The sequence below is a fragment of the Nocardioidaceae bacterium genome, assembly GCA_018672315.1.
Taxonomy (GTDB): Bacteria; Actinomycetota; Actinomycetes; order Propionibacteriales; family Nocardioidaceae; genus TYQ2.
The window spans coordinates 1,700,776-1,726,088 of the sequence record CP076053.1; the positions used below are offsets into that span (position 1 = coordinate 1,700,776).

At 69.0% G+C, this 25,313-nt stretch carries 29 protein-coding genes and 1 pseudogene; 17 read left to right on the top strand and 13 right to left on the bottom strand.

The genetic code is table 11. The annotated features are described in order from the left end of the window. Positions 1-62 precede the first annotated feature (62 nt). Positions 63-797 (bottom strand): glycoside hydrolase, encoded by a 735-nt coding sequence (locus KLP28_08005; GenBank protein QWC86601.1) that lies wholly within the window; start codon positions 795-797, stop codon positions 63-65. 654 nt (positions 798-1,451) lie between these two features. Here KLP28_08005 and KLP28_08010 point away from each other — a divergent pair. Continuing rightward, entirely contained in the window at positions 1,452-1,754 is a 303-nt protein-coding gene (locus tag KLP28_08010) for a hypothetical protein (GenBank protein QWC86602.1), read from the top strand. A 289-nt stretch (positions 1,755-2,043) separates the two neighbouring features. Here the strand turns inward: KLP28_08010 and KLP28_08015 are convergent, their stop codons facing one another. From KLP28_08015 to KLP28_08035, 5 genes are all read right to left on the bottom strand, one after another. Then, positions 2,044-2,631, bottom strand: coding sequence for a hypothetical protein (locus tag KLP28_08015; protein ID QWC86603.1), 588 nt, complete (start codon positions 2,629-2,631; stop codon positions 2,044-2,046). A gap of 191 nt (positions 2,632-2,822) precedes the next feature. Further along, the gene (locus KLP28_08020) at positions 2,823-3,128 is read right to left on the bottom strand and encodes a hypothetical protein (protein QWC86604.1); all 306 of its coding nucleotides are present in this window, start codon (positions 3,126-3,128) and stop codon (positions 2,823-2,825) included. A 20-nt stretch (positions 3,129-3,148) separates the two neighbouring features. Then, a complete protein-coding gene (locus KLP28_08025; protein ID QWC86605.1) occupies positions 3,149-3,532 on the bottom strand; it encodes a BlaI/MecI/CopY family transcriptional regulator in 384 nt (127 codons plus the stop codon). Between the two features lie 64 nt (positions 3,533-3,596). Then, positions 3,597-4,475, bottom strand: a complete 879-nt coding sequence (locus KLP28_08030) for a potassium channel family protein (protein QWC86606.1) — start codon at positions 4,473-4,475, stop codon at positions 3,597-3,599. Between the two features lie 131 nt (positions 4,476-4,606). Next, positions 4,607-5,347 carry a DUF305 domain-containing protein gene (locus KLP28_08035; GenBank protein QWC86607.1) on the bottom strand — a complete coding sequence of 247 codons (741 nt, stop codon included), beginning with the start codon at positions 5,345-5,347 and terminating at the stop codon, positions 4,607-4,609. Positions 5,348-5,478: 131 nt separating this feature from the next. Here KLP28_08035 and KLP28_08040 point away from each other — a divergent pair, with 131 nt between their 5' ends. Then, positions 5,479-5,661 carry a hypothetical protein gene (locus KLP28_08040; GenBank protein ID QWC86608.1) on the top strand — a complete coding sequence of 61 codons (183 nt, stop codon included), beginning with the start codon at positions 5,479-5,481 and terminating at the stop codon, positions 5,659-5,661. Positions 5,662-6,402: 741 nt separating this feature from the next. On the opposite strand, the gene KLP28_08045 is transcribed toward KLP28_08040, so the two are convergent. Then, positions 6,403-6,912 carry a C40 family peptidase gene (locus KLP28_08045; GenBank protein ID QWC86609.1) on the bottom strand — a complete coding sequence of 170 codons (510 nt, stop codon included), beginning with the start codon at positions 6,910-6,912 and terminating at the stop codon, positions 6,403-6,405. 1,328 nt (positions 6,913-8,240) lie between these two features. On the opposite strand from KLP28_08045, the gene KLP28_08050 reads away from it, so the two are divergent. Continuing rightward, positions 8,241-9,131 carry a DUF4062 domain-containing protein gene (locus tag KLP28_08050; GenBank protein ID QWC86610.1) on the top strand — a complete coding sequence of 297 codons (891 nt, stop codon included), beginning with the start codon at positions 8,241-8,243 and terminating at the stop codon, positions 9,129-9,131. A 557-nt stretch (positions 9,132-9,688) separates the two neighbouring features. On the opposite strand, the gene KLP28_08055 is transcribed toward KLP28_08050, so the two are convergent. Beyond that, on the bottom strand, positions 9,689-10,444 hold the full coding sequence (locus KLP28_08055; GenBank protein ID QWC86611.1) for a hypothetical protein: 756 nt from the start codon (positions 10,442-10,444) through the stop codon (positions 9,689-9,691). Between the two features lie 12 nt (positions 10,445-10,456). Continuing rightward, a complete protein-coding gene (locus KLP28_08060) occupies positions 10,457-11,218 on the bottom strand; it encodes a site-specific integrase (protein QWC86612.1) in 762 nt (253 codons plus the stop codon). On the opposite strand from KLP28_08060, the pseudogene KLP28_08065 reads away from it, so the two are divergent. The 6 genes and pseudogenes from KLP28_08065 to KLP28_08090 all read left to right on the top strand — a co-directional run bounded on the left by KLP28_08065 (position 11,144) and on the right by KLP28_08090 (position 14,710). After that, positions 11,144-12,358, top strand: a pseudogene (locus KLP28_08065) (IS3 family transposase). The gene KLP28_08060 and the pseudogene KLP28_08065 overlap by 75 nt on opposite strands. A 60-nt stretch (positions 12,359-12,418) precedes the next feature. Beyond that, on the top strand, positions 12,419-12,577 hold the full coding sequence (locus tag KLP28_08070) for a hypothetical protein (GenBank protein ID QWC86613.1): 159 nt from the start codon (positions 12,419-12,421) through the stop codon (positions 12,575-12,577). Further along, the gene (locus KLP28_08075; protein QWC86614.1) at positions 12,574-13,095 is read left to right on the top strand and encodes a hypothetical protein; all 522 of its coding nucleotides are present in this window, start codon (positions 12,574-12,576) and stop codon (positions 13,093-13,095) included. Before KLP28_08070 ends, KLP28_08075 begins: the two co-directional genes overlap by 4 nt. Further along, a complete protein-coding gene (locus tag KLP28_08080; protein ID QWC86615.1) occupies positions 13,092-14,090 on the top strand; it encodes a hypothetical protein in 999 nt (332 codons plus the stop codon). The genes KLP28_08075 and KLP28_08080 overlap by 4 nt, the downstream gene beginning before the upstream one ends. Positions 14,091-14,126: 36 nt before the next feature. After that, positions 14,127-14,372 carry an addiction module protein gene (locus tag KLP28_08085; protein ID QWC86616.1) on the top strand — a complete coding sequence of 82 codons (246 nt, stop codon included), beginning with the start codon at positions 14,127-14,129 and terminating at the stop codon, positions 14,370-14,372. After that, positions 14,354-14,710 carry a type II toxin-antitoxin system RelE/ParE family toxin gene (locus KLP28_08090; protein QWC86617.1) on the top strand — a complete coding sequence of 119 codons (357 nt, stop codon included), beginning with the start codon at positions 14,354-14,356 and terminating at the stop codon, positions 14,708-14,710. The genes KLP28_08085 and KLP28_08090 overlap by 19 nt, the downstream gene beginning before the upstream one ends. Positions 14,711-14,805: 95 nt before the next feature. On the opposite strand, the gene KLP28_08095 is transcribed toward KLP28_08090, so the two are convergent. Further along, a complete protein-coding gene (locus tag KLP28_08095; GenBank protein QWC86618.1) occupies positions 14,806-15,900 on the bottom strand; it encodes a serine/threonine protein kinase in 1,095 nt (364 codons plus the stop codon). Positions 15,901-15,916: 16 nt separating this feature from the next. Here KLP28_08095 and KLP28_08100 point away from each other — a divergent pair, with 16 nt between their 5' ends. Next, complete coding sequence (locus KLP28_08100; protein QWC86619.1) at positions 15,917-16,408, top strand: hypothetical protein; 492 nt, start codon at positions 15,917-15,919, stop codon at positions 16,406-16,408. A gap of 54 nt (positions 16,409-16,462) precedes the next feature. On the opposite strand, the gene KLP28_08105 is transcribed toward KLP28_08100, so the two are convergent. Further along, a complete protein-coding gene (locus tag KLP28_08105; GenBank protein ID QWC86620.1) occupies positions 16,463-16,966 on the bottom strand; it encodes a helix-turn-helix domain-containing protein in 504 nt (167 codons plus the stop codon). Positions 16,967-17,045: 79 nt separating this feature from the next. Here KLP28_08105 and KLP28_08110 point away from each other — a divergent pair, with 79 nt between their 5' ends. Next, positions 17,046-17,456, top strand: coding sequence for a hypothetical protein (locus KLP28_08110; protein ID QWC86621.1), 411 nt, complete (start codon positions 17,046-17,048; stop codon positions 17,454-17,456). Positions 17,457-17,731: 275 nt separating this feature from the next. Further along, positions 17,732-18,229: a hypothetical protein gene (locus KLP28_08115; GenBank protein ID QWC86622.1), complete on the top strand. Its 498-nt coding sequence runs from the start codon at positions 17,732-17,734 to the stop codon at positions 18,227-18,229. A 24-nt stretch (positions 18,230-18,253) separates the two neighbouring features. On the opposite strand, the gene KLP28_08120 is transcribed toward KLP28_08115, so the two are convergent. Then, the gene (locus KLP28_08120) at positions 18,254-19,045 is read right to left on the bottom strand and encodes an SGNH/GDSL hydrolase family protein (protein QWC86623.1); all 792 of its coding nucleotides are present in this window, start codon (positions 19,043-19,045) and stop codon (positions 18,254-18,256) included. A gap of 117 nt (positions 19,046-19,162) precedes the next feature. Between KLP28_08120 and KLP28_08125 the strand changes: the two genes are divergently transcribed. Continuing rightward, a complete protein-coding gene (locus tag KLP28_08125) occupies positions 19,163-19,444 on the top strand; it encodes an HU family DNA-binding protein (protein ID QWC86624.1) in 282 nt (93 codons plus the stop codon). Positions 19,445-19,615: 171 nt separating this feature from the next. Continuing rightward, positions 19,616-21,082, top strand: a complete 1,467-nt coding sequence (locus tag KLP28_08130) for an alpha/beta hydrolase (GenBank protein ID QWC86879.1) — start codon at positions 19,616-19,618, stop codon at positions 21,080-21,082. Positions 21,083-21,117: 35 nt separating this feature from the next. Here KLP28_08130 and KLP28_08135 read toward each other — a convergent pair whose 3' ends face one another. Further along, positions 21,118-22,992, bottom strand: coding sequence for a CapA family protein (locus KLP28_08135; protein ID QWC86625.1), 1,875 nt, complete (start codon positions 22,990-22,992; stop codon positions 21,118-21,120). 282 nt (positions 22,993-23,274) lie between these two features. On the opposite strand from KLP28_08135, the gene KLP28_08140 reads away from it, so the two are divergent. The 3 genes from KLP28_08140 to KLP28_08150 are packed head-to-tail and all read left to right on the top strand — an operon-like array spanning position 23,275 to position 25,236. Then, entirely contained in the window at positions 23,275-23,901 is a 627-nt protein-coding gene (locus tag KLP28_08140; GenBank protein QWC86626.1) for a hypothetical protein, read from the top strand. Continuing rightward, complete coding sequence (locus tag KLP28_08145; GenBank protein QWC86627.1) at positions 23,898-24,545, top strand: class I SAM-dependent methyltransferase; 648 nt, start codon at positions 23,898-23,900, stop codon at positions 24,543-24,545. The genes KLP28_08140 and KLP28_08145 overlap by 4 nt, the downstream gene beginning before the upstream one ends. After that, a complete protein-coding gene (locus KLP28_08150; protein ID QWC86628.1) occupies positions 24,475-25,236 on the top strand; it encodes an NAD-dependent deacylase in 762 nt (253 codons plus the stop codon). The genes KLP28_08145 and KLP28_08150 overlap by 71 nt, the downstream gene beginning before the upstream one ends. Positions 25,237-25,313: the final 77 nt, after the last annotated feature.

Here is a 25,313-nt window from a genome sequence, read left to right on the forward strand (position 1 = left end):
CCCGATGATCTGGCCTCGCCGCCACGACGCCTGCGGGCCAGAGCGCCCGGCGGCGAGGCCGGCTACCAGGCGACCGCGGTGGAGAAGGTCGCGCCGTCGTCGCGGCTCCGCACCAGACCGGTCGTGGTGGACACCCAGACGTCACCCGAGGGGGTCGTCGTCATGGCGGTCATCTCCTGCGTGACGACGCCTCTGGCCTCCCACGACGAGAGGTCGTCGTCGCTGACGTGCGCCCGGCCGTCGATGTCGAGACCGACGAGGCTTCCGTCCTCGGCGAAGTCCACCAGGTAGAGCGTGGGGGCGCCGTCGACCACCCGGAACGAGCGGCCTCCGTCGTCGCTGACCTGGAGCCCCGCTTGGGTGGTGGCGACCAGTCGACCGTCCTCGGAGGCAGCCAGGTCCGCGACGGGATCGACGAGCGGGAGTCGCGCCCAGGTGGCGCCCTCGTCCTCGCTGAGGAGCAGGGAGGTGCTCGCGCCGTCGTAGCCGACCACGCCGTCGCTCCAGGCGTCGAGGGCGTGGAAGTCGACCTGGCCGGTCAGCGAGACCGACTGCCAGGTCTGGCCTGCATCGGCCGAGGAGATCAGCCCCAGGGCGGCGGGCCCGTCCTCGCCCTCACCTGGGTGACCACTGGCGTACAGCCGCTGCCCGGATCCCGCTGCGAAGCCCATCATGTCGCTGCGCAGCTGGCCCACACGGCGTAGGCGTCCGTCGGCATACGTGATCAGGCCTTGGTGCGTCGCGATCAGCACCCCGTCACCGGCCTGCGTCGGGGACAGGCCGTGCACGTGGGACACGGCGAGAGCTACCGCGTCGTTGGTCTGGGCTCCGGGCGTGCCTCGGTCAGCGTCAGAGCCGCTTGACTCGCTTCCGTCGCTGCAACCCGACAGCAAGAAGAAGAGCGCTGCGGTGGTCGAGAGGACCTTCGGACGGCGGTGTGACATGGAGGTGATGCGGCATCGGGTGCGAATCACGGTTCTCCTTTGTCGTGCACGTGTGTCTTGATTGTGAGAGCGCGTCGGCCGGTCCGTCCAGTGATGGATATCCGTGCACCGCTCAGGGCCGCCGCTTGCGACCATGCTGCGGTGATGCCAGGTCCGGCTCTCTCGGCGCCCGGCGCTCGGCCCGCTTGGCGCGGCGCGCCGGGCGCACGGCCCACCATGCGACAGCGATGAGAACCAGGAGCGCCAGTAGGGCGACCAGCCAGCTGGTGCCGTCGGCGAGGCCGTTGCCCCCGTCTACGGGGCTACCTACGCGACCTGTCAGGTACGCGTGCCTCATGACGCGCCTCCCTCTCCTGCATGCGGGACGAGACCCGTCGAACGTGATCTACTACCTGAAATAGTAGATCACCGCCGTCACCGAGGAGTGCCCTGCCCCTCCGCAGCCATACCGCAGTCCGCATCGCAGCTCTCGCCTCCTTCGGTTCGGTCGTCATCTACGTCGCTGTGGTGACCGACCACGCCCGGGTGTGGTGGGTCTCGGGCGCCTTCTTCGCCTTGCTGGCCGTCTTCCAGCTCGCGTGGGGAGTGCGCCCTGCCGCCGCGCCGGCCGTGGTCTCCGCTGGCCGCCTCCGCACCGTGCTACTGGCATCCGGGATGCTCGTCAGCGTCTCGTCGGCCACCCTGTGGGCGTTGACCCGCTGGGTGACCGGGGAACCGTTCGGGCCGCAAGCCGGCACGGAACTGCCCATCGGTCCTGCGGGGATCGCGAGTACCGGTCTGGAGATAGCGACGATTTCTGCGCTGGGCTGAGCGCTGGCGTGGCCCTCGCGACCACACAAGGGTGGGGCGGTGGCTCTGACCGCAGGAGTCCTGTTGGTGACGGCGCCGACGGCCTGGGGGGTGTCGGGGGCCCTCGCGCACGACCACGGCGCTCACGCCGACGACGGGCAGCCCCACGAGGACGCCGAACCCCACGACGACGCCGAGCGGCACGACGACCGGACAGCCCCTCACTCTCCTGAGGCGGGTGCACCGGGCTCGAGTCCGCCCGACAGCCCAGGACCAGCCCACGCGACCTTGCCTGACGACGCTGCGTCTCCTACGACAGAGCCTCGTCGGTCAGTCGAGCCAGGCTCGTCGCGACGTGACCTGGCCGAGCACGCGGACGATGGTCACGGTCACTGACCGCCGGGGCGTCACGGCTGGGGTGCCCCGCCGAGGTGTGACAGACGTGCGCGAGATCGACTGCCATCGTCGGTGACGCGGCGACCACGAAGGGGACGCCGAGCATCGCGACAACCGTCGCGCCGACGCCGACCGAGTGGACCCGTGAGAGCGGCGTACGGGGGAGCGCCATCCTGTCAACCCTGCTCGCGAGCGCCTCGGTGTCGCCGAGGGCGCTCAGCCCCTCCGGCGCACCGCCGTCTCGTCCACCCGTGTCCTTCGTCGACCCGTGGCCGGCCAGCGCGAGCAGAGCGCCGGTGAAGTACACCCGTCTCGCCGGCGGCACCGCGTCGTCGGCGTGCAGCTCGACCAACCAGGCGATCGCGCCCTTGGCCCCACGCGTGCCGAGCCTCCCTCCGAGGGCGTCGTGAGCAACGACGGCCACCTGTCGGACGAGGTGGTGCCGGCCGTCGAGATGGGCCCGTTCGTGGGCGAGCACCACCTCCAGCTCTGCGTCGGTCAACGTGGACAGGGCGGCGCTGGTCAGAACGACGAGGTCCTGCCCCGCCTCGAGGAGCGGGGCAGGCAGAAGGCAGCAGCACCGTGGTGTGGCACCACCACGAAGTCTTCGTCGTGGGACCGCTTCGACCAGGCGCTCGACACCGCAGCACGTACCGCGGCCGCCGAGGCCTCACGCAGTCGTGAGGAACGGCGTCAGGCCATCGCCACACGTATGGCCAGGACGACGGTGGTCGACGTCCCGACGACGACGGAGAGCGCTCCTATCGTTGAGTCGAGATGGCCGCCAAAGAGCTCGGTGCACATGTGCAGGAGACCCGAGAAGTCGTGCGCCGGGGCCACGTGGGGCACGACGAGGGCGACACCCACGAGCATGAGCGACACGATCACGAAGGTCAGCAGCACCACCCAGGCCGCCAGGGCCTGGCCGGGCGCTCGACGCGTCCACTCGCTGCGCACCAGCCGTGGCGCTACCAGGTGACCCAGGACCCCAGCGAGCATGAGCAAGGCAGAGGCTGCGATCACTGCTCCTGGCCCCGGGTGACCTCGATCTCCACCTCGATCGAGGCGATCGTGCGTCGCAGCTGCTCGAGCTCGGAGGGATGCAGCCGCTGCACGAACTGCAACAGCACGGCGTCGCGTCGCTCCACGGACTCCAACACCTCGCCCATCAGCGAGGCCGCGTACTCCTCGCGGCTCGACACGGCCCGGTAGACGAACGCACGGTCGGCCGTGCGACGTGAGACGAAGCCAATGCGATGCAGGTTGTGCAGCACCGTCAGAACGGTGGTGTACGCCACGGGACGGACGGCCAGGAGCGAGTCGCGGACCTCACGCACGGTGGCCTCGTCTCCCCGGTCCCACATCTGGGACATGACGGCTGACTCGAGCACACCCATCGACACCGAGGACCTCCTGCTGCTGCGGTGGTCGCATGGTAGTCGTGTCTCCGACCCGACCTTGGTCGCATCAGGTCTGTCCCTCGTACCCGTGATCTCGCGCGAAGGCTGCCAGGGTGCTGGCCTCGTCCTCGGACCGCCGTAGGTGATGGCGCCGCAACCGCTGCAGCAAAGCGGACAACTCGCCCGCGAGCAACCTGGCGCTGTGCTGCACGGCCGGGGACGAGGAGCGCTGCCCGGCGGAGGCGAGTGTGTCCACGTACGGAAGGGCGGCGGCGAGGGCGAGGTCCGGGGACGCTTCGCGGAAGTAGTAGGACTCTTCGTACTGCACTAAATCAACGTGGACCATCGCCAGCTCGCTGCGCAGTCCCTCCAGGTGGTGAACCGCGGCTGCGTCGCCCGACCCGACCTGCTCCGCGGTGCCGCATCGTCGCATCGTCGTCAGGTGGCGGGCCAGCGCACGTCGTCGGACGAGTGCGGGATACAGCTGCAGGATCCACGAGATGCCTGCGGTGAGGAGCAGAAAGCCCAGCAGAGCCTCTATCGGCAGGAGTAGACGGAGCGTCGACGAGGCCGGCTGGATGTCACCGAGCCCGAGCGTCGTGAGGGCGACGACGGACACGTACACCGCCCCGAGCGGGCCTGAGGACGTCGGCACGTCGAGGGATGAGGCGTAGTTGAACCCGTCGGGCATGCGCGGGAGGTAGATCAAGGCGAAACCGGCCACCAGCATCACCGTCCACACGGCGAGGGTGAGCAACAGACCGAGCGGGCCGCCCAGCTCGGAGCCGCGTGGCCGGCGCGACAGGACCCGGGTTGCCCGCCACGTGAGGACGAAAGCAGCGTGGGACAACGGTCCGAAGCCACCGGGGTGCCACAGGGTGTGGAAGATGTCGCGCAACGCGACCGTGACGAGGCTGACGCCGAGGATGGTGAAGACCCAGTACAAGAGGATATCCTTGAGAGATCTGACGATCAGGTCATGCCTGATCTGTCGGCGGGGATCAGGTGCCGAGCGCGCACTGCGGCGCCAGCCGCGCCTCCTTGCGACATCGAGGAAGCACGGCTGGCAAGCGTGCGTTACGGCTGACGGAGCCGCTTCATCGTGCGGATCTGCTGCTGCTGCGATGAGGCGATGGAGCGGGCCACGGCGATGGCTGGGTCGAACTTGCCGTTGCGCTCCTCGGCTTGGGCCATGGCGATGGCGCCCGCGTGGTGCTCGATCATCATCGATAGCCACATCTGCTGGAACGTGCTGTCGGAGGCCTCGGCGAGGTCGCTCATGTCCTGCTCGGACATCATCCCCTCCATCGACGGCATGCCTGCGGCACCACCGGAACCGTGGTCGGCCATGGTCGAGGGCACTGGCTCGCCCCACTCGCGAAGCCATCCCGACATCTGCTTGATCTCTGGTGTCTGGGCTGTGCGGATCTCTTCGGCGAGAGCGCTCACGTCGGACGAGAGCGGGCGACCCTCGACGAGGTCGACCATCTCGAGCGCTTGGGCGTGGTGCGGGATCATCTGACGGGCGAAGCGGACGTCGGCGAGATTGTGAGCGCGGGCAGCGCTGGCGCTTGCCGGCGACTTGCCGTCGGCGTCGTCTGGAGCGCATCCCGTCAACGATGCCCCGAGGGCTACGGCGGCGAGGACGGCGACGGCAGGACGCGTGAAGTTGTGGTTCAAGGACATGGCGATCTCAACTTTCAGACTGATGAGGGGCTGCGACGTCGAAAGGGCGCGCAGTTGGATCCGGAGCCGGAAGACACCCGGTCCGGCCTCAGCAGAGCAGGATCGAAAGTCGATGCAGGTTTGGGCGATCACGTCTCCGAGACGCGGGAGGCGGGACGCGTTGGCGTGTCGCCCGGGGGCAGACCGTGAGGAGACGACATCGAGACCTCGCGAGCGCGGTGAGGAGGGCCAGCCCTGTCGCCAGCAGCGCCAAGCAGAGCCCCATGCTCATGCCGATCGTCATCGGCGGGGGGCCGGCAAGCACCTCTGCGGCCTCGCCGATTGAGCCATCGGAGCCGGCGGACGACTGGTGTACGGATGCACCGGGGAGAACCGTGACGGCCGCGGTGCCGTGGTGGGGGATGGTGGCGACCGCGCTGTACGAATCGTCCGACGCGGCATTCTGAGCGAAGCCATGCATCATGATCAGCGCGGCAAGGACCGGTAGGACCACGCTCAGGCGGCGGACCGAGGACCGTGTACACACAGCGCGAGCCAGAGACCGGGAGGGTGTCATATCCAGGCAAGCCTAGAGCAACGCGACACATGTTCCACGAGCCTTAGTTCGCTTGCCTTGCTCGACATCAACTTCAACAACAACGAACGACGTTCGAAAGGTCTGCTCCGTCGCCGCGGCGTGCGCCGGGGTCGTGGCGAGAGCCAGAAGAAGGCGAGAAGGCGCCGCGGGCGGCGGTGTCCGCGGCGACCGCGTACCGGGACGGTGAAGTCTCCTGAGAGCCTCGCCGTGCTTAGCCGGTCCACGATCCCAGGCGCCCGCGACGCAGCCGACTGGCAGCGGCGACGGGCAGGACGGCGACGACCAAGTAATCGGATGTCGCCCCGACGCCTGCCCGGACCGTCAGCCCGGAGGCGCCGGTGATGGTGATCACCACTAGCAAGGTGCCAGCGGCGTACGCGTGGGCAACGTGAGAAGCAGCCTCGGCGCCGGCACCACTCGGAAGCCACGACGCCGAGGGAGGCCCGTCAGCAAGTCGACCGGCATCCTGAGCGTCCGCGGGCAGTCGCACATGCGGTAGTCGAGGAGGGCGATGTGTGACGGTTCGATCACATGGCGCGGAAGGCGGGCCGCACTGGTTCTTGGGCCTGCGCCACGCCCACGTGGGGCGCCCGGAGTGGTCCGGGGCGGCTCAGCGGAGCGAGCCGCCGAACCAAGAGCTGGTCCAGATCCGCTCGCGCTTGACGCGCTGAGAGCCGTAAGGCGCGTGGATGATGTACGCGCTGCCGTTCTTGCGACCCGCGAAGACGCCCATGTGGTAGACGCGCCCGTTCTTCGCGAAGAACACGAAGTCGCCTCGACGCATACTGCGCTTGCTGACCCGCTTGTACGCCGACGCCTGCTGGTTGGAGGTGCGGGGCACATTGCGGAAGCCCGCCTTGCGGTAGCTGTAGTAGGTCAGGCCGGAGCAGTCGAATGCGTTCGGGCCGGCTGCGCCCCACTGGTAGGCGTCGCCCTTCTGGGCGGCCACGATGCGGACCGCCTTGCGGATCTTCTCGAGTCGGGCGCTGCCGGCGGCGTCAGCCGAAGGGGCAGCGATGGCGACCGTGGTGAGCACCAAGGCCAGCACCATCAGGGGGAGCAGCACCGCGGTGCGGAGGGTGCGGAGGGTGCGGAGGGGGAAACGGGCAGCAGCGGGCACGGGTCGGGTTCCTTTCCCACGCCTGTGAGGTCAGCTGTCGGGTTGGAGCCGGAAAGGTGCTCCGCCGCACGGGTGCGGCTTCACCCCGAGCGCCGGGCCGCTGGCGGCCTGGACGCGTGGTGATGTGGGTCCCCCACTCCTGCCCCGTGTGGTTGGTGGGTTGACAGGACCAGTTCACGGACGGGGCAGGACTCGGCGTACCCGGACTGGCATGAAGTTGTGGTCGGGCACCCGACGGCGGGTGGCCCGGACAGCAACCCTGCCGGTCCGACGAGCGGAACCTCGCGAGGTCACGAGCAGGTAACGTAGACGGCGCAGGTCAGTCCCGCAAGTTCTAGCCGTTGACCGCTTCGTGGCGTGGTGCCCCGGCGAGATTTGATGGACCGCGGGAGTGGCGTGACCGAGGCGTGAGCTTTCGGTATCGCCCGGGACTCGCGCGGTCGAGCACGGCTTTCTGGCGCACGAGGATCGACTGCGCCTCGTAGACGATCGCCGCTTGCTCGTTTCCGCTGTCTCGCCGAGGCACGACGAAACGCGGGTGCCGTGGCGACGTTACTAGGAGTAGCTGTTGAGCCCCATCGCTCCTCCGGGCAGCGTTCCGCGACCGCAGCGTCGTCCGCGTCCGCCTCGCCCCGCCGGGGGAGATCGCGGCCCGGGCTTAGGGGGAGCGGACTGACCCGCTTCACTGTTGGACTCGGAGCGCGCGGGGACCTGATGGGACTACCGAGAGCCTGATTGGTGTGGATCCGCCGCTCGACCCCAAGCATTCGGGGGCTCCCGGCAGCAGCCCCCGCGTGCCGAGACGGCGACTTTGGCTTGCCCAGGTTCACTCGACCGTCGGATGTCACCCCCGGCCACCTTGCCGGGTCGTTGCAATGCCGCAACCCGGGTTGACAGTCGCTCACACGGGTGCAGCCCTTGGCGCAAAGCCATCCGGTGCACAGCTCCTCGGTCCGCAGAAAGTCCGCAGAAAGTTCGTCGGGACCCGTCGTCGAATCGAAGCGTTCAACAGATTCCGTCACGCGAACGCCCAGTTCAGCGGCTGTTTTCGTACGTCGCCATCAACTTCCAACGCAGCTCGAAAACCGGTCGCCGACTTCCCCTGGTACTACTGATCTTGCGCGTTTGCGCAGGCCAGAGGCCTATTCGGGACTCATGCGTGGCAGGTGCGTGGCAAGAATCGCTGTCGGGCGTTGAGACGATTGGGCGCACGGCGATCAATGACTCCTTCGCGGCTAAGCCAGCTCTGCGAGCCGTGAACGGCTGGTTCGGATTTCAACGTGCGACAAGATGGCGTACTCAACCGCAAGGAATCATCGGGAGGAATCGTGCCACAGCTCACGAACGGAGTCCTGGTCCTCATCGCATCCCCAGGTGACGCGGTTGAGGAACGGGCGGCGGTGCGTGAAGCGTTGGTCGACTGGAACATCACCCGTGGGCGACGGGAGCGCGTCGCACTTCTGCCGTGGCTGTTCGAGCGACACGCGGTGGCAAAGGTTGGCGACCGACCGCAGGCGATTATCAACGCGCAGGCCGTTGACAAGGCCGACGTCGTCGTGGCGTTCTTCGACAGTCGACTCGGAACGGCAACGGAGGTGGACGTTTCGGGGACGGCCGAGGAGATCAACCGGGCCGCCGACCTCGGCAAGCCAGTACATGTGTACTTCTCGGAGGAGCCGCTCCCCCGGGATGTCGACGGCGAGCAACTCGAGGCACTGAGAGCATTCCAAGCCGAGATGGAGCAGCGGGGACTGATGGGTCGTTACGCGGACCCAGCGGACCTGGTCGGCCAGGTGGTCCGCGCCATCGAATTGGACATCGAGGATGCCGGCTGGGCCGATCCGAGTTCGCCCTCGACTGCGGAGGCCGGTGCCGACCTCGTCTGGAGACATATCCATGGGCGCGAGCCCAAGGGCTTCGACAAGCGGGGAAAGATGCAGTATCGGACGACGGCAAACGATCTCGTTGTCACCAACGACGGCTCGGTGCCCGCCGAGGAGTTGACGTTCGAGATCGTGGCTGTGGGCCCGACGCATTTCGCTTTCCCGGAGCCGCCCGACGGGCCTGTCACGGTCCATCCGCGCTCGAGCCTCTCGTGGACGCTCATTCCGACGCCGAGTTGGGGCGCGTCGGGTAGCACCGTCGAGATCCGCGCCTCCTGGACGGAGAACGGCGAGCCAAAGCAGGCCATCAGGACGATCACCTTGGAGAGTGGTTAGCAGGGCTCGGCAAGCACCGGCGAGCCGGGACGCCCAGGCTTTCACGCCCTGGAGGCGACCCTCCTCAGCCATGAGGGAGCAGTCGGCCCAGATGGCGCTCTCCAGCTCAAGGAGAGTGGCAGTTGGGAAGTCGTGGTCGATCCACTTCGCGCGGTAGCCGGCCTCGCCCCATTCATCCAGCACCGCCCGCGCACCCGAGGCGATCGCGCGCTGGAACGCGACCAGCGAGCACGTCGCGTCGAGCAGGACCTTGCCCTTCTCGTCGGGGTCCGGTCCCCAGAGCGAGTGGAACCAGAGAACTCGAACAGCCACCTGATCTCCGGAACGGTCGAGCACCCAGCGGAACTCGCCAGGTTCCTCTGCCCACGACACCCGAATCGTCGATTCTGCGTCAGGCAGGAGGACGGCAGCAGCGACCAGGTCCCCGAGCGCGTCATCGAGGTACGAAGCCGACAGCGGCGTCGAAGCGGCACCGATTGTCAGACGCGCTTCGCTCCACCCAGCTCCGGTCAGGCGGTAGGTGAACTCGACTTCGCGGCGGCCCTGCAATACGTCCCTCACCAGATCCAGTGCGCGCTCCGGATTCCGAGTTCGTCCTGGCCGCGCACGTACAGGCGGACTGACTCGGGGCCCTTGACCGATGGACCACCGATTGGAAATGCCAGACGGTTCTCGCCGGAGTCGATCGCCACGTATTCACCCTCGACGACCGAGAGCTGCTCGACGGTCTTACCGATCAGCTGAGTGATCGAGGAAGGACCCACTCCCTGGCACCCGATGATGCCGAACGGCTCCGTGTAGCCCGTCAGGATGACGTCGTCCATGTGCACCTCGATGAAGTCGTGCACGAAGTTGATGCCCGTGATCTTCAGGCCGCGCACGGTGGCGTCCGCATCGTTGTTCAGCCCGCTCGTCGTCTCCGGAGCGGACAGTGCGGCCTGACCCTGGTCGCGCTGCCACGCGTGCCAGATCTCGGCAGAGACTGCTCGGTATCGCTCGATGGGGCCAGCCGTCTCGGGGTCGAACCACTGAACGAACGTCTCGTAGGTGAGCGCCCGGACGTCGTCGGCGTTCCGCGCATGCGGCAGGGCGATCACGATCGTCTCTGCCTCAGCGACGTACTCGTCGGTGTTCGACTCGAAGTTGATTCCGATCGGGTCGGCTTCGAACAGAATCCGCGAGACCTCGGCAACCAGGTCGCGCCGGGTGACGGTTTGGGCGAAGCGTGACTCTTTCGCGGCCGTGATCGCCGCCTTGTGCTGGTCCCACTGCTCTTCAGCTGAGGGTGCCTTGGCGCGGCCGAACCACTTCATTGGGCAACTGTCTCATCGCGTCGTGGTCGCGGTCCCTCGACTTTCGTCTTTGCCCTCGACCGCGAGCACCTCGACCGCCATCCCCGCGGCGGCCGCCCGGGTCTTGTCCTCGGCCGTCGGCCAGAGGTGCGCGTAGGTGCTGAGCGTCGTCGTGGCGGAGGCGTGGCCCATCGCTCGCTGGACCGTGACGACGTCGCACCCGGCGGCGATCAGGCCGCTGGCGAAGTAGTGCCGCAGCTCGTGGAGCTTGTAGGCCACTCCGGCATCGGTACGGGTGGATCGCCAGCGGTAGTCCACGAGGTTGTCGTGCCATGGCCTGCCGACCTCATCGAACAGCCACCGCGACGGCTCGCCGTCCGGCGTGTGCACGCGGACGTGCTCGGCGAGGATCGCGATCACCTCGTCAGGCAGATAGATGGTCCGCTCCGATTCGTACTTCGGTGGGCGGATCACTACGGTGATCCCGCCTGCCGCTTCGACCAGGTTCTTCCCAGCCGCGACGTCAGGTGCCTTAGCTCGTTGCAGTTGGCGAGTGACGCGCAAGCTGCGCCCTAGGAAGTCGATGTCGCCGACCTGAACACCGAGCGCCTCGCCACGACGCAGCCCGACGAAGGCACACAGTGCGACGTAGGGACTGCTGCACGGATGGGTGACATCTGATCTGTGGTGCCGAGAGATGCCGCTGGAAGGATGTGCACCGTGCCCAAGCCCTATCCCCGAGAGTTCCGCGAGGACGTCGTCCGGGTCGCCCGGAACCGCGAGCCGGGAGTCCATCTCAAGCAGATCGCTGCCGACTTCGGGATCAGCGAGTCCTGTCTGACGAACTGGCTCAAGTCCGCTGACGGCGAGGACGGCGTCAGGCCCGGGACGACCGTCAGCGAGAACGCCGAGCTTCGCGATCTGCGCCGCCGCAATCGGCTGCTGGAGCAGGAGAACGAGGTCCTGCGTCGTGCCGCGGCGTATCTCTCGCAGGCGAACCTGCCGGGAAAATGATGTACCCGCTCGTCCGTGAGCTCGCCGCCGAGGGAATCCCGGTGTCGGTGACGTGCCGGGTCCTCAAGCTCGCCCGCCAGCCCTACTACCGATGGCTCGCGGCACCGGTCACGGACGCTGAGTTGACCGAGGCGTACCGCGCGAACGCATTGTGGAACGCCCACGACGACGATCCCGAGTTCGGCTACCGGTTCCTGCTCGACGAAGCCAGCAGCGCCGGGCAGCCGATGGCAGAGCGGACCGCGTGGCGGATCTGCTCGAGCAACGGCTGGTGGAGCGCCTTCGGCAAACCCACGCGCGGGAAGGCCGGCCGTCCCGGTCCGCCCGTGCGCGACGACCTGTGCGCGGTGACCGACAAGCACGGCAGGGTGCGGCACTAGTTCCAAGCGGACGCTCCGAACCGGCTGTGGCTCACCGACATCACCGAGCACCAGACCCGCGAGGGCAAGCTCTACCTCTGCGCCATCCCGTGACAGCAAGGACGCCTACTCCAACCGCATCGTCGGCTACTCGATCGACTCACGCATGAAGTCGCGCCTCGCGGTCACCGCGCTCGAGTCCGCCGTGTCCAGGCGCCGCGTCGAGGACGCCGATGTCGCCGGCTGCATCGTGCACAGCGACCGAGGCTCTCAATTCCGCAGCCGGAAATTCGGGCACGCTCTGAACCGCCACGGCCTCGTCGGATCGATGGGCCGCGTCGGCGCCGCCTGCGACAACGCCGCCATGGAGAGGTTCTTCGCGCTGCTGCAACGCAACGTCCTCGACCGCCGCTCCTGGGCCACCCGCGAGGAGCTCCGGATCGCGATCGTCACCTGGATCGAACGGACCTACCACCGCCGCCGCAGACAAGCAGCGCTCGGCCGGTTGACCCCCATCGAGTACGAGACGATCATGACCACGACGGTTGCTCAGGCAGCCTGACCCAACCTGTCACCTGATCGTGCAGCAGTCCCGAACGTCAAGGCGAGCGGCGTCGGCTACGTGACGCGCTTCGATGTCGAGAAGGACTACCTAGACCAGTACGACGTCCAGCGCGCCGGCGGCGAGACGATCCTGGAGTACTGGATCCCGGCCGAGGACCTCGACGAGTTCAACCGGCACATCGTCGGTTTGATCGAAGTCGTTTGCGAGTTCCGGTGAGCGACTACGACGTCACGCCCGAGCAGGCGTCTCATGGTCGGGTCATCCCGGATCGCGACCTGCCGATGCTTGCGGCGCAGTGGTTGGTCGACGGCTACGATTCGCCGCTTCTGCGAGAGCTGGCGTCGCTGACATCAAGGGAGGCACTTGAAGGGAAGGTGCGCCTCGCCGACGTTCTGGCCGAGCTCGGCCATCCGATCCGTGACGTCGATTCCCCTTACGAACACCTACCGTGGCGTGGCCAGTGGGAGGGCATCTGGTGGGCGGTCGACCGCATGGACCGAACGCACAGGCCATATGCGTCAGCTCAGCATGTTCTCGAGATCATCGGTGACTACGAGGGCCTCTGGGAGCCCGGCGGTGGGGAAGCCCTGATGGTTCTGCTGAAGGTTTGGGACGATCACCCAGATCAGCGCCCAGCGATCGACGACGAGATCCGCAGTCACCTCCGAGCACTTCAAGAAGACGATGTACCTCCCCTGACGGCGAACGCGCAGCATGGGGAGGGAAGGTCATGACGCAGCCGCATCGCGCGGAGGTCGAGAGGCTATGGGCGCAGCACCTTGCTCGACCATTCCCGCCGGACCTGCGGGGAGTTGCTGTCGGCGATGTCGAGGTCGTGTTGCTCGACGCGGACATCGCGGGTTTCGTCTCGTCGTGGCTCGGGTCAGGACGACTCGACCGGAACCGGCAGCGGGTCCTTGCGCAATGCATGGACGAGGCACGGAGATTGGCGACACTGCTCACGGATTCGACCGACGCCGCCTACTTTGCCGGTCTCCAGGGCCTCGCACGTGCTGTGCTCGACGCGGAGGACGCGCTGAGTGAGTTCCCGCCCCCGAGGGCCTACCTCGCGTGCCGTTGGACTCACTCGAACGCCGAAGACCCGGTGCTCATTCTCAGCGAGCTGGATGGGGCGCGATACGAGGTACGCAAGGTGCACGAGTTCGCCGATGGCAGGCTGGAGCGCGCGGACCGCATCGCTGATGCGGCCACCTCGCTGAGTTGGGTGACAACACCGAGTGAGGCGGAGATCGACGCCCAAGAGCTCGAGGTTCTACCTCTGACCGCCGACCAGTTCGAGGACAACTGGCGGCGAGCGATGCCGGTCGGACTGCCCATCCTCACCATCGACGGTGCCCGGTTCGATGACTTCGATGGGTTCGTGTCGCGCTTCTCAGGACTGCTCGACGACTTCGGGTGGCGGGGCAGCCTCGACGCCTTCAACGACATCCTCCGTGGCGGCTGCGGCACGCCGGACGGCGGCTTCGAGCTTCGCTGGTTGAACTCGGAGCGCTCACGAACTGCGCTCGGTTGGCCCGCCACGATTCGGTGGCTCGAGGACACCATCGACAGGTGTCATCCCTCCAACGCCCCGAGGTTCACGGCCGAACTCGAAGCCGCGAGACGCGGGGAGGGAACGACACTCTTCGACTGGATCGTCGAGATCATCGAGGCCCACGGCCCGGGTGGTGCCGAGGCAGAGGACAACGTGGTCCTGCGGCTGCTCTGAAGGCGATTGGTCGTCAGCCCGGCGTAGACTCAATGCATGTCGCTGAGCGAGTCGGAGTTCTACGAGGCGGGGATGTCCTTGCCTCCTGACGTGCGCAAGCACGTGGCTCTGCGGTTGCTCGAATCGGTCGATCCGGACGAGGCCTTCGGCCAGGCAGCGGAGGCGTGGCTTCGCACCGAGGCGGCCGCGGCGTACGACGCGCTCAAGGCTGACCCGTCCCGTGCGATCCCGGTCGAGGACGTTCGCGATCGCTTCGAGGCCAAGTGGGCCGCCCGTTCATGACGGGGCGGATCAACCTCACTCCCGAAGCTGAACGGCAACTCAACGAGATCGACGACCGGATCGCATCGAAGGCGACCTCAAATATCGCTCGTCGCTTCGTGACCGCGATCCTTGAGCACATCGACGGGATCCTCGTGTTTCCCCGCGGTGGCCGTGCCCGCGACGACATACGTCCGGGCATGCGGACAACGACGTACAAGAAGCGGACGCTGATCGCCTACGAGGTCGACGAGTCGTCGGACGAGCTCGTGGTCAATATCCTCGGCGTCTTCCACGGCGGCCAGAACTGGGAGGCCACCCTCAAAGAGGGGCAAGGCGTCTCGGACGCAGATGGATGAGCCACCCCTGTATGGCGACTCCGCGGCTGGCCCCATAGCCAACAGGATTCGTGAACGCCCGGGTCAGTGTCCTCCGACCCAGCGCGCCGGAGCCTCTACGTCAGCGCACTCATGCGGGCGCGAAGTTCTTGGCTGAGCTTGGCGGGGGTGACCTCTTTCCACGCAGGCGTCTTGATGCGCGTGCCGGCGGGCACTCGATGCGCCTGGACTAAAAGTCGGACGCCTTTTCCGGTCGGGACTGCGCACACCTTGAACGTGGCGGCTCCCGGCCGAATGCCAGTGAAGCATGTCGTGTGGCCGGGGCAGGGTGCGTCCCGCGTCCAGACCCGTGGAAGTCGGGTTCGGGATCCGATTGCGGACCCCAGGTCTGCTGGGGCTGCGTACCGGTTGGAGGGATTCGGGTCGATCGCTCTCATCACGATCTGACGCAATCCCAGGGGTACGTGGGGTGCCACGTCGCCCAAGGGCCTTGGCGTGTGTGCGGCGACCATCGCCCATATCTGTTGGGGGGTCGCTCCGGCGGCTTCTGCCCGCTCGAGTTCAGGGTTGAGCGGGTGACCGGCAAGGAGCTGGTACAGCGTCGCGCCGAGGGAATAGACGTCGGTCCTGATGGTCGTGGGGTTCGCCCGCGCGACTTCTGGAGCCATCGTCTCGACGCTCCCGGCTGCGTGGCCGTTGCCGTTGGCGTCCCAGCGGCACGAGAGTCCGAGATCTCCGACTAGCACGTTGTCGTCGCCGTCGAGGAAGAGATTCGCAGGCTTGATGTCGTTGTGGAGGAGCCCGAGATCGTGGATACGGGAGACCCCTATGCACGCTTGCTGGGTCCACTTGGCGGCACGGTCGACAGCAACCCCGACGCCCGCCACAACAGCATCCGCGCAACTGCCGTTGTGCATGATCTCGGTGACGATGAACGGCACACCGGCGTCGTCGTCGGCGTTCAGTATGGGAAGGATGAAGTCCCCGCGCAGGCCGGTCAGCACCTCCGCTTCGAACCAGGTGCCTACCGGAGCGGCACGGTTGGCGTCCATCAGCTTGAGCGCTACCTGCTGCTTCTGCTTTTCGTCCCAAACCTCGTAGACGTGGCCGTTCTGTCCGCCACCGAGGTAGCCGTCGATGCGGTACCTGTTGTGGATTCGGCGCCCGAGCGGGGAGTTCCCGGGCAAGATGTTGGCGGTCTTACTCCACAAGGTAGGGGAAGGCGTCGTGCGAGCTCTGGGTCTTCACGTCGATGTGCCGACGCAGATGCGACCCGTGGTCCGGGTCGTTCTTCTGAATGATCCGTTCGATGCGGCTCAGGTGCCGGCCCTGGGTGACGTGACCGTCGAGACCGAGTTCGACCTGACGTTGCCGGACGACGACTGGGCTGAGCTGGCCAGCGGCTACTTCCGAGCCGTGTCTGGTCGCGTTTCCACCTTGAGCCCCGACATCGTCATCGTGCGCCGCGCCGATATGTCGGCGCGTCCAACCAACAAGGACGGCCCGCGGCTACGGCTGGTCGTCGAAGGCGCCGTGACGGCTGCCGCCCACGAGCACGTCGCGAACACGCACCTTAGGACTGGTGTGGCGTGCGCGCACGCCTACAACCGGTCGGGCAAGGCTGCGCTGGACGCTGACGGCGTCGGTCTCGTCGAGCGGAGCAACCGCGGTCCGGCAGCGGCCGCTGCATTGTCCGGTCTGGTCGACAAGCGGGTCTGAGTGCTGCGTTCAGGGGCCTTTTTTTACCTCTGGCCACGCCTCTGGTCCGGTCGGTTAGGCCGTGGGTCCGTCGGGGGAGAGCAGCTGCGTGAGTGCGTGGGAGTACCCGTCGGTGACGTCGTCGAGTGTGTCGGCGTCGGTCGAGGCGGTCTTCAGCATCGCTAGCAGATCGGATGCGACATCGATGAGCTTGCGATTGCGTGCGCGTTCGGCGCGGATCTGGTCTCGGAGAACGTCGAGCTTGACCTTGAGCTCCTGTGCGGCGGCACGAACTTGGTCGTCCGCCGCCGGGTTCGCCGAGCCAGCGGTGGGCGACGGGCCGGCGAGCCCACCGCGGCTCGTCTTCGTACGAGCGTCTGCAGCGGCTGCGCGCGAGCGCAGAAGTCGATCGACGCTATCGCGGGTCACGCGGCCGGAGTTTGGAGGGAACCGGAGCCGTCCAGGGGGGCGTTCGGGGCCCTCGAGTTCGTCGGCGAGAAGTAGTTGATGGACCCGTTGGGTTGAGACGTTCAGGGCGTCGGCGGCCTCTGCCAGGGTTAGGAGACGAGACCTTGCCATGAGAACAGTATGTAAGGAAGTGCTTGTGATGTCAGCGCGTCGAAGCCCGCTTGACTGCAGCGACTTACATACTTACTCCATGACTCACCAGCTGCTCATGAGCGTGCTGGACGCGCAGCGCGCGAACGCAACCCTCGCGGGCGGCGATCTTCGTGCAGCTGCCGAACACCTCGCAGATCTGTGCTCGGAACGGCGCGTCCTGTTGATGGCCGTCGACAATGCGGGCGAGCGGATCATCGGCGCGGCGATGACCGTCGCGGAGGTCGACCTCGACGTCTACGACTACACAAGCGGCTTTCCCCAAGGTTCGACCTGTCTGCTGGTCGGTGGGCACGCGGCTGGCCCTGTGAGGCTGGCTGACGCTGCTGCGGCGGCTTTGTCCGCCGGCGCGGCTCAAGTCGAGGCGGCGATCCTGGGAGGGTGGCCCGATCCTGTGCCAGGGGTTGCCCAGATCAGAGGCTTTCGGAGCTCACAGTTCTGCGTGGCGTAGCGCCGTTGCAGCGACCCGGTCCAGTCGAGTTGGGTCGATTCGTGTTGCGATCGCAGTGGGTTGGTGCGTGGCAGAAACGTGGCAGGAGAGTCATCGCAGGTCATCGACCACCAACGCCGACAGTCACGTTTGCGCAGGTCAACCGCATAGTGCCGTCAGCAATCGTTACCAGCCGCTGAGCGTGCCGCGCTTCCCTTGGTACTACTGACGCGGCACGCGGGAGCGAGGCGGAAACTTCTCGCGCCCTTCGCCGCGTCCTGACTACCGTCCGGGTCATGCAGGTCAGGTTCGAGCGCACCGGTGAGCGCCGCTACGCCGTCGTGATCCTCCGCGATCTGCACGGCGACCTCCGGATGGATCCGGCCCCCGGCTACTCCGACCTCATCCCGCACGACCTCGTGCACCTGGTCGTCGAGGACGAGCTCGGTCTGCGCGACGGCATCTTCGGCCAGCTCGCGGCGGGCGGCAACGCGGGCACCTTCGTCCCGACGGAGGAGTTGCGGACGAAGGCCTGGGCACGGCAGATCGAGCGTCGCAACAGGACCACCGGGACGCAGATGCAGCGGTCGGAGGACCTGGTCGCCGCGGTCTACCCACGCTGGCTGCGACACATCGGCGGGCGCTACGCCGTCGACGGACCCCCGCGTACGCAGCTCACGCCCCCGACGCTGGACCGGGTCCTGGGCCGCCTCGACGACCTGTCCGCGCGGTGGCGCGCGGTCGAGGTCGGCGGCAGCCTGACCGTCGTGTGGCCCCAGCCGGAGCGGGCCTGACCCGGCTGCCGGGGCCGGCGACGGTCAGCCCCGGGCGGTCGTCGACCAGTCGGCCACCCGCTCGAGGTCGGGCCGCTTGCACACCGGCTGCGCCTCGGGCGGCGCGTTCCGCGCCCGGACGCGTCCGGCCACCCACGGACCGAGGTACGTCGTCCACCACCACGCCTCGCGCGCAGCCGTGCGCACCGGACCCCGACGCGGCGGCCTCAGGTCGGCCCACGCCTCGTCACCCGGCAGTCCCATCATCAGTGCCATGCCCTCGGCCACGCGGCGGTGCCCCTCGGGCGATCCGTGGAGCCGATCGGGGTCCCACAGCCCGGGGTCACGGTTCATCGGCTGGTCGGTCAGCTCCAGGGTGCGTACGCCCAGGTCGGCGTGCAGCTCGCGCACCGCGGCGTGCAGCGCCCGCTGTCGTGGACCGAGGTGACGCATCGAGGGGAACATCGCGACCACGTCGGGGGCGGTCATCGACACCACCTCCGCGCCCTGCCGCGTCAGCGCGACCAGGGTGGTCTCGATGTGGTCCATCGTCACGGCGAGGTCGAAGCCGGGGCGCAGCACGTCGTTCATGCCGACCACGACCGTCGCCAGATCGGGCTGCAGCTCCAGCGCCCGCGGCAGCTGCACCTCCCGGACGTGGGCAGCACCCACGCGCCGGACGGCGAGGTTGGCGCTGAGGAGGTCGGGGCTGGTCGTCGCCGCCAGCCGTTCGGCGAGCCGATCCGCCCAGCCGCGCAGCGTCCCGTCGGGCCGGTAGTCGTTCATGCCCTCGACCTGGCTGTCCCCCAGGGCGACGAAGCGGTTGTACGTCTCCACCGGTCAGACTCTAGGAGCTGGGCCTGGACCGCCTGGGCGCGCCGACTTGATTCCGCGGCCCATGACACGCACGCTCAGCACGGACTTCCCACGACCGACCCTGAACCAGGAGACTCCATGAACAAGCGCGAGCTCATCGACGCCGTCGCGAACGGCACCGACCTCGACAACAAGAGCGCGGGCGCAGCCGTCGACGCCGTCATCGCCGCGATCACCGACGAGCTCGGCAAGGGCGAGAAGGTCTCGATCAGCGGCTTCGGCACCTTCGAGATCCGCACCCGCTCCGCGCGCTCGGGCCGCAACCCGCAGACCGGTGAGTCCATGGAGATCAAGGCCAGCACCACCGCGGCCTTCAAGCCGGCCACGGCGCTCAAGCAGGCCCTGCCGGACGCCTCCTGAGGCTCTCCGCCACACAGTCGTACGACACCGGACGCCGGTCGCGAGCACCGCTCGCGGCCGGCGTCCGTGCGTGAACCGCTCGACGGGAGGCGCCCGGCGGGGTCTGATACGTGCATGCGTACGCCTCGTCGCCACCGGCTGACCCTGACCGCGCTCGGCGCGGCCCTCGCCCTGGCCGCGCCGCTCGTCGGCCCGACGGCCCCGGCGCGCGCGGCCGACCTCGAGCCGACCGACCCGCGCTACACCCTGCGGGACGCCCGCAACATCGCCGACGCGTACGGCCGCATCACCGGCCCCGGCGGACAGCTGCGCAACCCGGCGTACCTCCCCGCACTCGTCGAGCAGACGAGCCGGACGAGCGTCGCCCAGCTGCTCGAGCAGGTCGCCACCCCGTCGCGTCCCTCGCTCACCGCCGGCGCCTTCATCCCGGGCTGGAACGTCGGCAACCCGCTGCGCGCCTCCTGGGACCGCACCCGCGGCCGCATGCGGCCGGTGCAGTGGACGAACCGCTTCGGCGCGCTCGTCCGCGGCACCCTGTACGCCCCGCTCCCGGCCGCCCGCGACCCCTACACCGGTGAGGTGCTGCGCGGTCCGTTCCCGGGCGTTGTCATCACGCCCGGCTCCGTGCAGGGCAGCGAGGGCATGTACCGCTGGCTCGCGCAGGACCTGGCCGAGCGCGGCTACCTCGTGCTGACCTACGACGTGCAGGGGCAGGGCACCTCCGAGACGTTCCCCCACCAGGGTCAGCAGATCAACGCGTTGCCCTTCTGCAACCCCTTCGCCCCGCCGGCCGCCGGAGAGCTGCTCGGCTGTCCCGGCGTGCCGTTCCAGCAGCTCGCGAACTTCACCAAGGGCACCCGCGACGCGCTGTCGTTCTTCCTCTCGACCCCTCGCCGTCCCTGGCGGAACCCGAACAGCGACGACGTGGCCGTGGACGCCTTCAGCCCCTGGCACCGTCTCTTCGACCGATCGCGCGACCGCCGCACCGACACCCCGGGGCGTACCCGGCGCGTCGCGATCATCGGCCACAGCCTCGGCGCCGCGGCCGTCAGCCGCGTGCAGGGCGTCGACAACCGCGTCATGACCGTCGTCGCGCTGGACAAGCTCGCCGCGCAGGCCCAGGGCCCGTTGCGGCCCGGTCGCGTCGAGCCGGTCGTGCCGGCGCTGTCGATCCAGTCCGAGTACGGCTTCACCGTCACGCCCTGGCCGCTCTCGGGCGGCTCGTCGCTGACGCCGACGCCGTCGCCACAGGGCCCCGACCCTCGCCGGGAGCGGCGTACGGGCTGGGAGGCCTGGAACCGCGCCGGTGTGGACTCCCTGGTGCTGGTGCCGCGTGCCTCCACCCACCTGGAGTTCACCGACATCCCGCTCGTCCTCCCCGCCAGCCGCTACGGGCAGGCGCTGACGAGCCACTACGTGCAGGCCTGGCTGAGACGGTACCTCCAGCACGAGCGCAACGACCGTGCGCTGCTGGGTAGGCGGTTCACCTACCTCGAGCCGCGGAACGAGGGCGCGTGGGAGCCGGTCGCGCTCCCGCGTCGCCGCCTCACCAGCTACGCCTACTGCTCGGCCTACCGGCTCGAGACGCCCGGGGGCGTACGCCGTGACCGTGACTGGACCGACGTGGGCTGCCCCTGACCGACCGCGGTCGCGCCCTCAGCTCGTGGCCCGGCTCAGTTCTTGGCGAAATGCTGGTAGTCGGCGAAGTCCGCGCCCCAGCTCCAGCCCCGGATCGTGAAGGCGTTCATCACCGGACCACCGCGCACGATGACGCCGTCGGCGGCGTCCGCGCCGGCCTGGCGGGGCGCTTCTGCGAAGCCGTCGGCGCCGCGGGGCTGCACCCCGCTGGAGGTGACGTACGGGTTCTGCCGCGGGTTGATGTCGATGGCCCGGCCGAAGGCGTGGTTCGACAGGCGGTCGGTGCCCGCGACCGTGCGGCAGTTGTAGCCGGAGGTGTTGTTGGCCCGCATCGAGCGGTTGTCGTCGCCGCCGTAGGCGTCGACCAACCGCATGCGACGGATCGGGAAGCCCGCGTCGTAGATCTCGCCGAAGATGTCCACGACCTCGTCGGCGACGTCTTGGTGCACCACGATGCGTCCCTGCTTCGCGGAGCCGTCGAAGGCGACACGGTCGACCGTCAGCAGCCGCAGCTCGTCCAGGGACACGGGGCACTGGTCGGGCTGGTGGCTCACGCCGGTCATGCGGCGTCGCACGGCCGGGGGGAGCTCGTCGACCTGGGCCTCGTATGCGGGGAGGCCGTCGTCGGTGCGCGGCGCGGAGGCCGTGCGCAGCGCGTCGTCACGCCGCTGCTCGGGAGCCCCGACGGGAGCGAGACCGGCGCAGCCGCGCAGGTTCTGCCAGTGCTCGGTGTCCTGGCGCGGGGTCTCCGAGGGTCGGGGGACCCCGCCCCCGGCGGGGATGCGTGCGGTCGCCCAGTCGTCGCCGACGACCGTGACCCGGTCGCCGTCGACGCTCAGGTCGACGGTCAGGACGCCGGTGCGGGGACGCTGCCCGTGGTACCAGGCGAAGTCGCCGAGGCCGTAGCCGACGTAGCTGTCGCCCATCATCCCGGCGCCCTGGGTCACGTGCGCGTGGGCGCCCACGATCACGTCGGCGCCCGCCTCGGTCAGCTCGGCCGCGATGCGCTGCTGCTCCGCGTCCGGGCAGCGCATGCCCGCGGTGCCCCAGTGAGGCATCACGACCACGACGTCGTGGTCGCGCGCCGCACGCCGGGTGGCGGCGAGGATGCGTCCGGTGTCGCGGCCGTGGGCGGCGGCGATGCCGGGACCCGTACCGCGCTCGGCGGACCAGACCGGCGAGGCTCCCTCGATGATCGAGGAGTCCACGGCGAGAACGCCGACGGAGACCCCGCGTACGCGGAACGTCGCGGGTCGGAACGCCGCCGCCCGGTCTCCGCGGGCGCCGACGACCTTCACCGGACTGCGTGAGGCCGCGCCCAGGGCGCTGCGCAGGCCACCCTGGCCGTAGTCGCCGGCGTGGTTGTTCGCCATGGACGCCGCGTCGACACCGGATCGAGCGAGCACGGCCAGGGCACGGTCGGGGTCGGCGCGGAACCAGTAGCGCTGCCCCGGCACCTCCAGCGCCTTCGGGTCCCGGGCTCGCGACCCGCTCAGCGCGGTCTCGAGGTTGACGACGGCCAGGTCGGCCTCACGCAGGCGGGGAGCCATCGGACCGAGGTCGGACCCGCGCCTGGTCAGCAGGCCCTCGAGAGCGCCTTCGAAGTGGATGTCACCGGCGAAGGCCAGCGACAGGCGGCGCGGCGGTCCGTCGTCGCGCTCCTGGGAGCGCGACCCCTCGGGTGATCGAGGGGCCGCGAGGTCACCGTCGTCGCGGCCGGCGCCCGAGCCCGAGGACGACCCCGACATGCCGGAGGAGCCCAGCGCCGAGCCGTCGCTCGTGGTGTCCGTCGTCTCGGGGCCTGTGCCTCCGGGGTCCCTGGTGTCCCTGGTGTCCGAGCAGGCGGCCACCGTGCCCAGGGCGACCAGGGCGACCGCCGACCCGGTGAGGCGACCGAGGGAGTGACGCACGACGGATCCTTCCTGCTCGGCCGGCCGCGCCGGTGGGTGATTGAACCTTCATCACATTCTTCCCCGATCCGAGGTGATGAAAGAGACGCGGTCCCGACGCTCCCTTGCCGCAATCGCTGCCCCGGGCACCAGACCGCTGCGGGTGTGGGGAGTGTCGTACGCGGGCACCGGCTCCTCAACCTGTCGAGGACGCGGCCGGTCGTCTCCGGATCGTGCCCGCCACCGGGATCATCCGACAGAGACGGTGGGTACCTCGCGGGCGACGAGCGCAGGAGGACACCCATGAGCAACCCCACCCAGGGCGACCCCGACCCGAGTCCCGTGACCGGTGACGGCACCCGTCGCGCCGACACGGCGTCCCAGCCGGTGGTCGACGACCGCCTCGCGCGCGAGCGCTTCGGCGGCCTGAACCTCGGTGCCAGCTTCTTCGGTTGGCTGGTCGCCGTCGGCGTCTTCGTCCTGCTGACGGGCATCGTCTCGGCGGTGCTGGCGGGACTCGACACCAGCTATGACCTGCAGAGCCGCTTCGACCAGCTCGGCACCGGCGAGGCCGGCATCATCGCCGGCGTCGCCCTGCTCGTGCTGCTGCTCCTGGCCTACTACACCGGCGGCTACGTCGCCGGACGCATGAGCCGCTACGACGGCAAGCGGCAGGGGGGCGGCGTGTGGGCGATCGGACTGCTCGTCACCGCTGCCGCCGCCGTGGCGGGCGTCGTCTTCGGTGAGCGCTACAACGTGCTCGACCGCGTCGAGCTGCCCACGCTGCCGGCCTCGGCCGATCAGGTGACCATCGCAGGCATCGCGATCGGGGTCGGGGTGCTGCTGCTGACTCTGCTCGCGGCCGTCCTGGGCGGAGCGGTGGGCAACCGCTACCACCACAAGATCGATCGTGCGGTGGACATCCGATGAAGACGCGCTGGGACATGCTGCGCGAGGCCCGGGGCCTCACCGCGCAGGCGTACGCCGAGGACGTCGCCCCGTCGCCGGAGTCGGCCGGGCAGGCGCACGGCGAGGCCGACCTCGTGGCCTCGGTGGTGCCCCCGGGTGCCCGGGTGCTCGACGCGGGGTGCGGCACCGGCCGGGTCGCCGTGCGACTGGCCGAGCTCGGCTACCGCGTGGTCGGCGTCGACTCCGACGCCGAGATGCTCGACGTCGCCCGTGCCGCGAGCGAGCACGTGACCTGGGTCCACCAGGACCTCGCCGCCCTCGACCTGGGTCCCGGCGGCGCCGTCGAGGAGGGGCCGTTCGAGGTCGTGCTGCTGGCCGGCAACGTCGTCCCGCTCGTGGCGGAGGGGACGCTCGGGGACGTCGCGGCACACTGCGCCACGCAGCTGGCCCGCTCCGGCGTCGTCGTCGCCGGCTTCGGGCTCGACGAGGAGCACCTGCCGGGCGACGTCCCGGTCACCTCCTTCGAGGCGTGGGACGCCGCGTGCACGGACGCCGGGCTGGAGCTCTCGCGTCGCTACGCCACGTGGGACGGGGATGCCTGGGACGACGGGGCCAGCGGCTACGTCGTCGCCGTGCACGCCCGACCGGGGCAGGACCCGTCCTGAGAGGAGGACCGCCGTGAAGGTCGTCGTGCTCACGGGCGCCGGGATCTCCGCCGAGAGCGGCATCCCGACGTTCCGCGACGCCGACGGTCTGTGGGAAGGGCACCGCCCGGAGGACGTGGCGACGCCCGAGGCGTTCGCGCGCGACCCCGAGCTGGTCCAGCGGTTCTACGACGAACGTCGACGGTTCCTGCTGGCCGTCGAGCCCAACCCCGCGCACGAGGCTCTCGGTCGGCTGTGCGAGGCCAACAAGACGGCGTACGTCGTCACCCAGAACGTCGACGACCTGCACGAGCGTGGCGGTTGCGACTCGGTGGTGCACATGCACGGCGAGCTGCGACGTGCCTGGTGCACCGCGTGCGACCGGCGCAGCGCGTGGGACCTCGACCTGGGCGACGCCCCGCCGTGCCCCGAGTGCGGTGTCGCGTCGATGCGGCCGGACGTCGTGTGGTTCGGCGAGATGCCGTACCGGCTGCAGGAGATCTCCGACCGCATCGCCGAGTGCGACGTGTTCGCCGCCGTCGGCACGTCCGGGCAGGTCTACCCGGCCGCCGGCTTCGTGGAGCTCGCCCACGCGATGGGTGCGCACACCGTCGAGCTGAACCCGCTGTGCTCGGGTCGCTTCGAGGAGTTCCGCGGGGGACCTGCGACGGTGAGCGTCCCGGAGTGGGTCGAGGAGATCCTCGCCGACTGAGTGCGGCCATCGTGGTCTCCGCGCCCCTGAACGCCCGCGTACGCGGCTGTCCAGGTGCTTGCGCGGGTCTGTAAGCC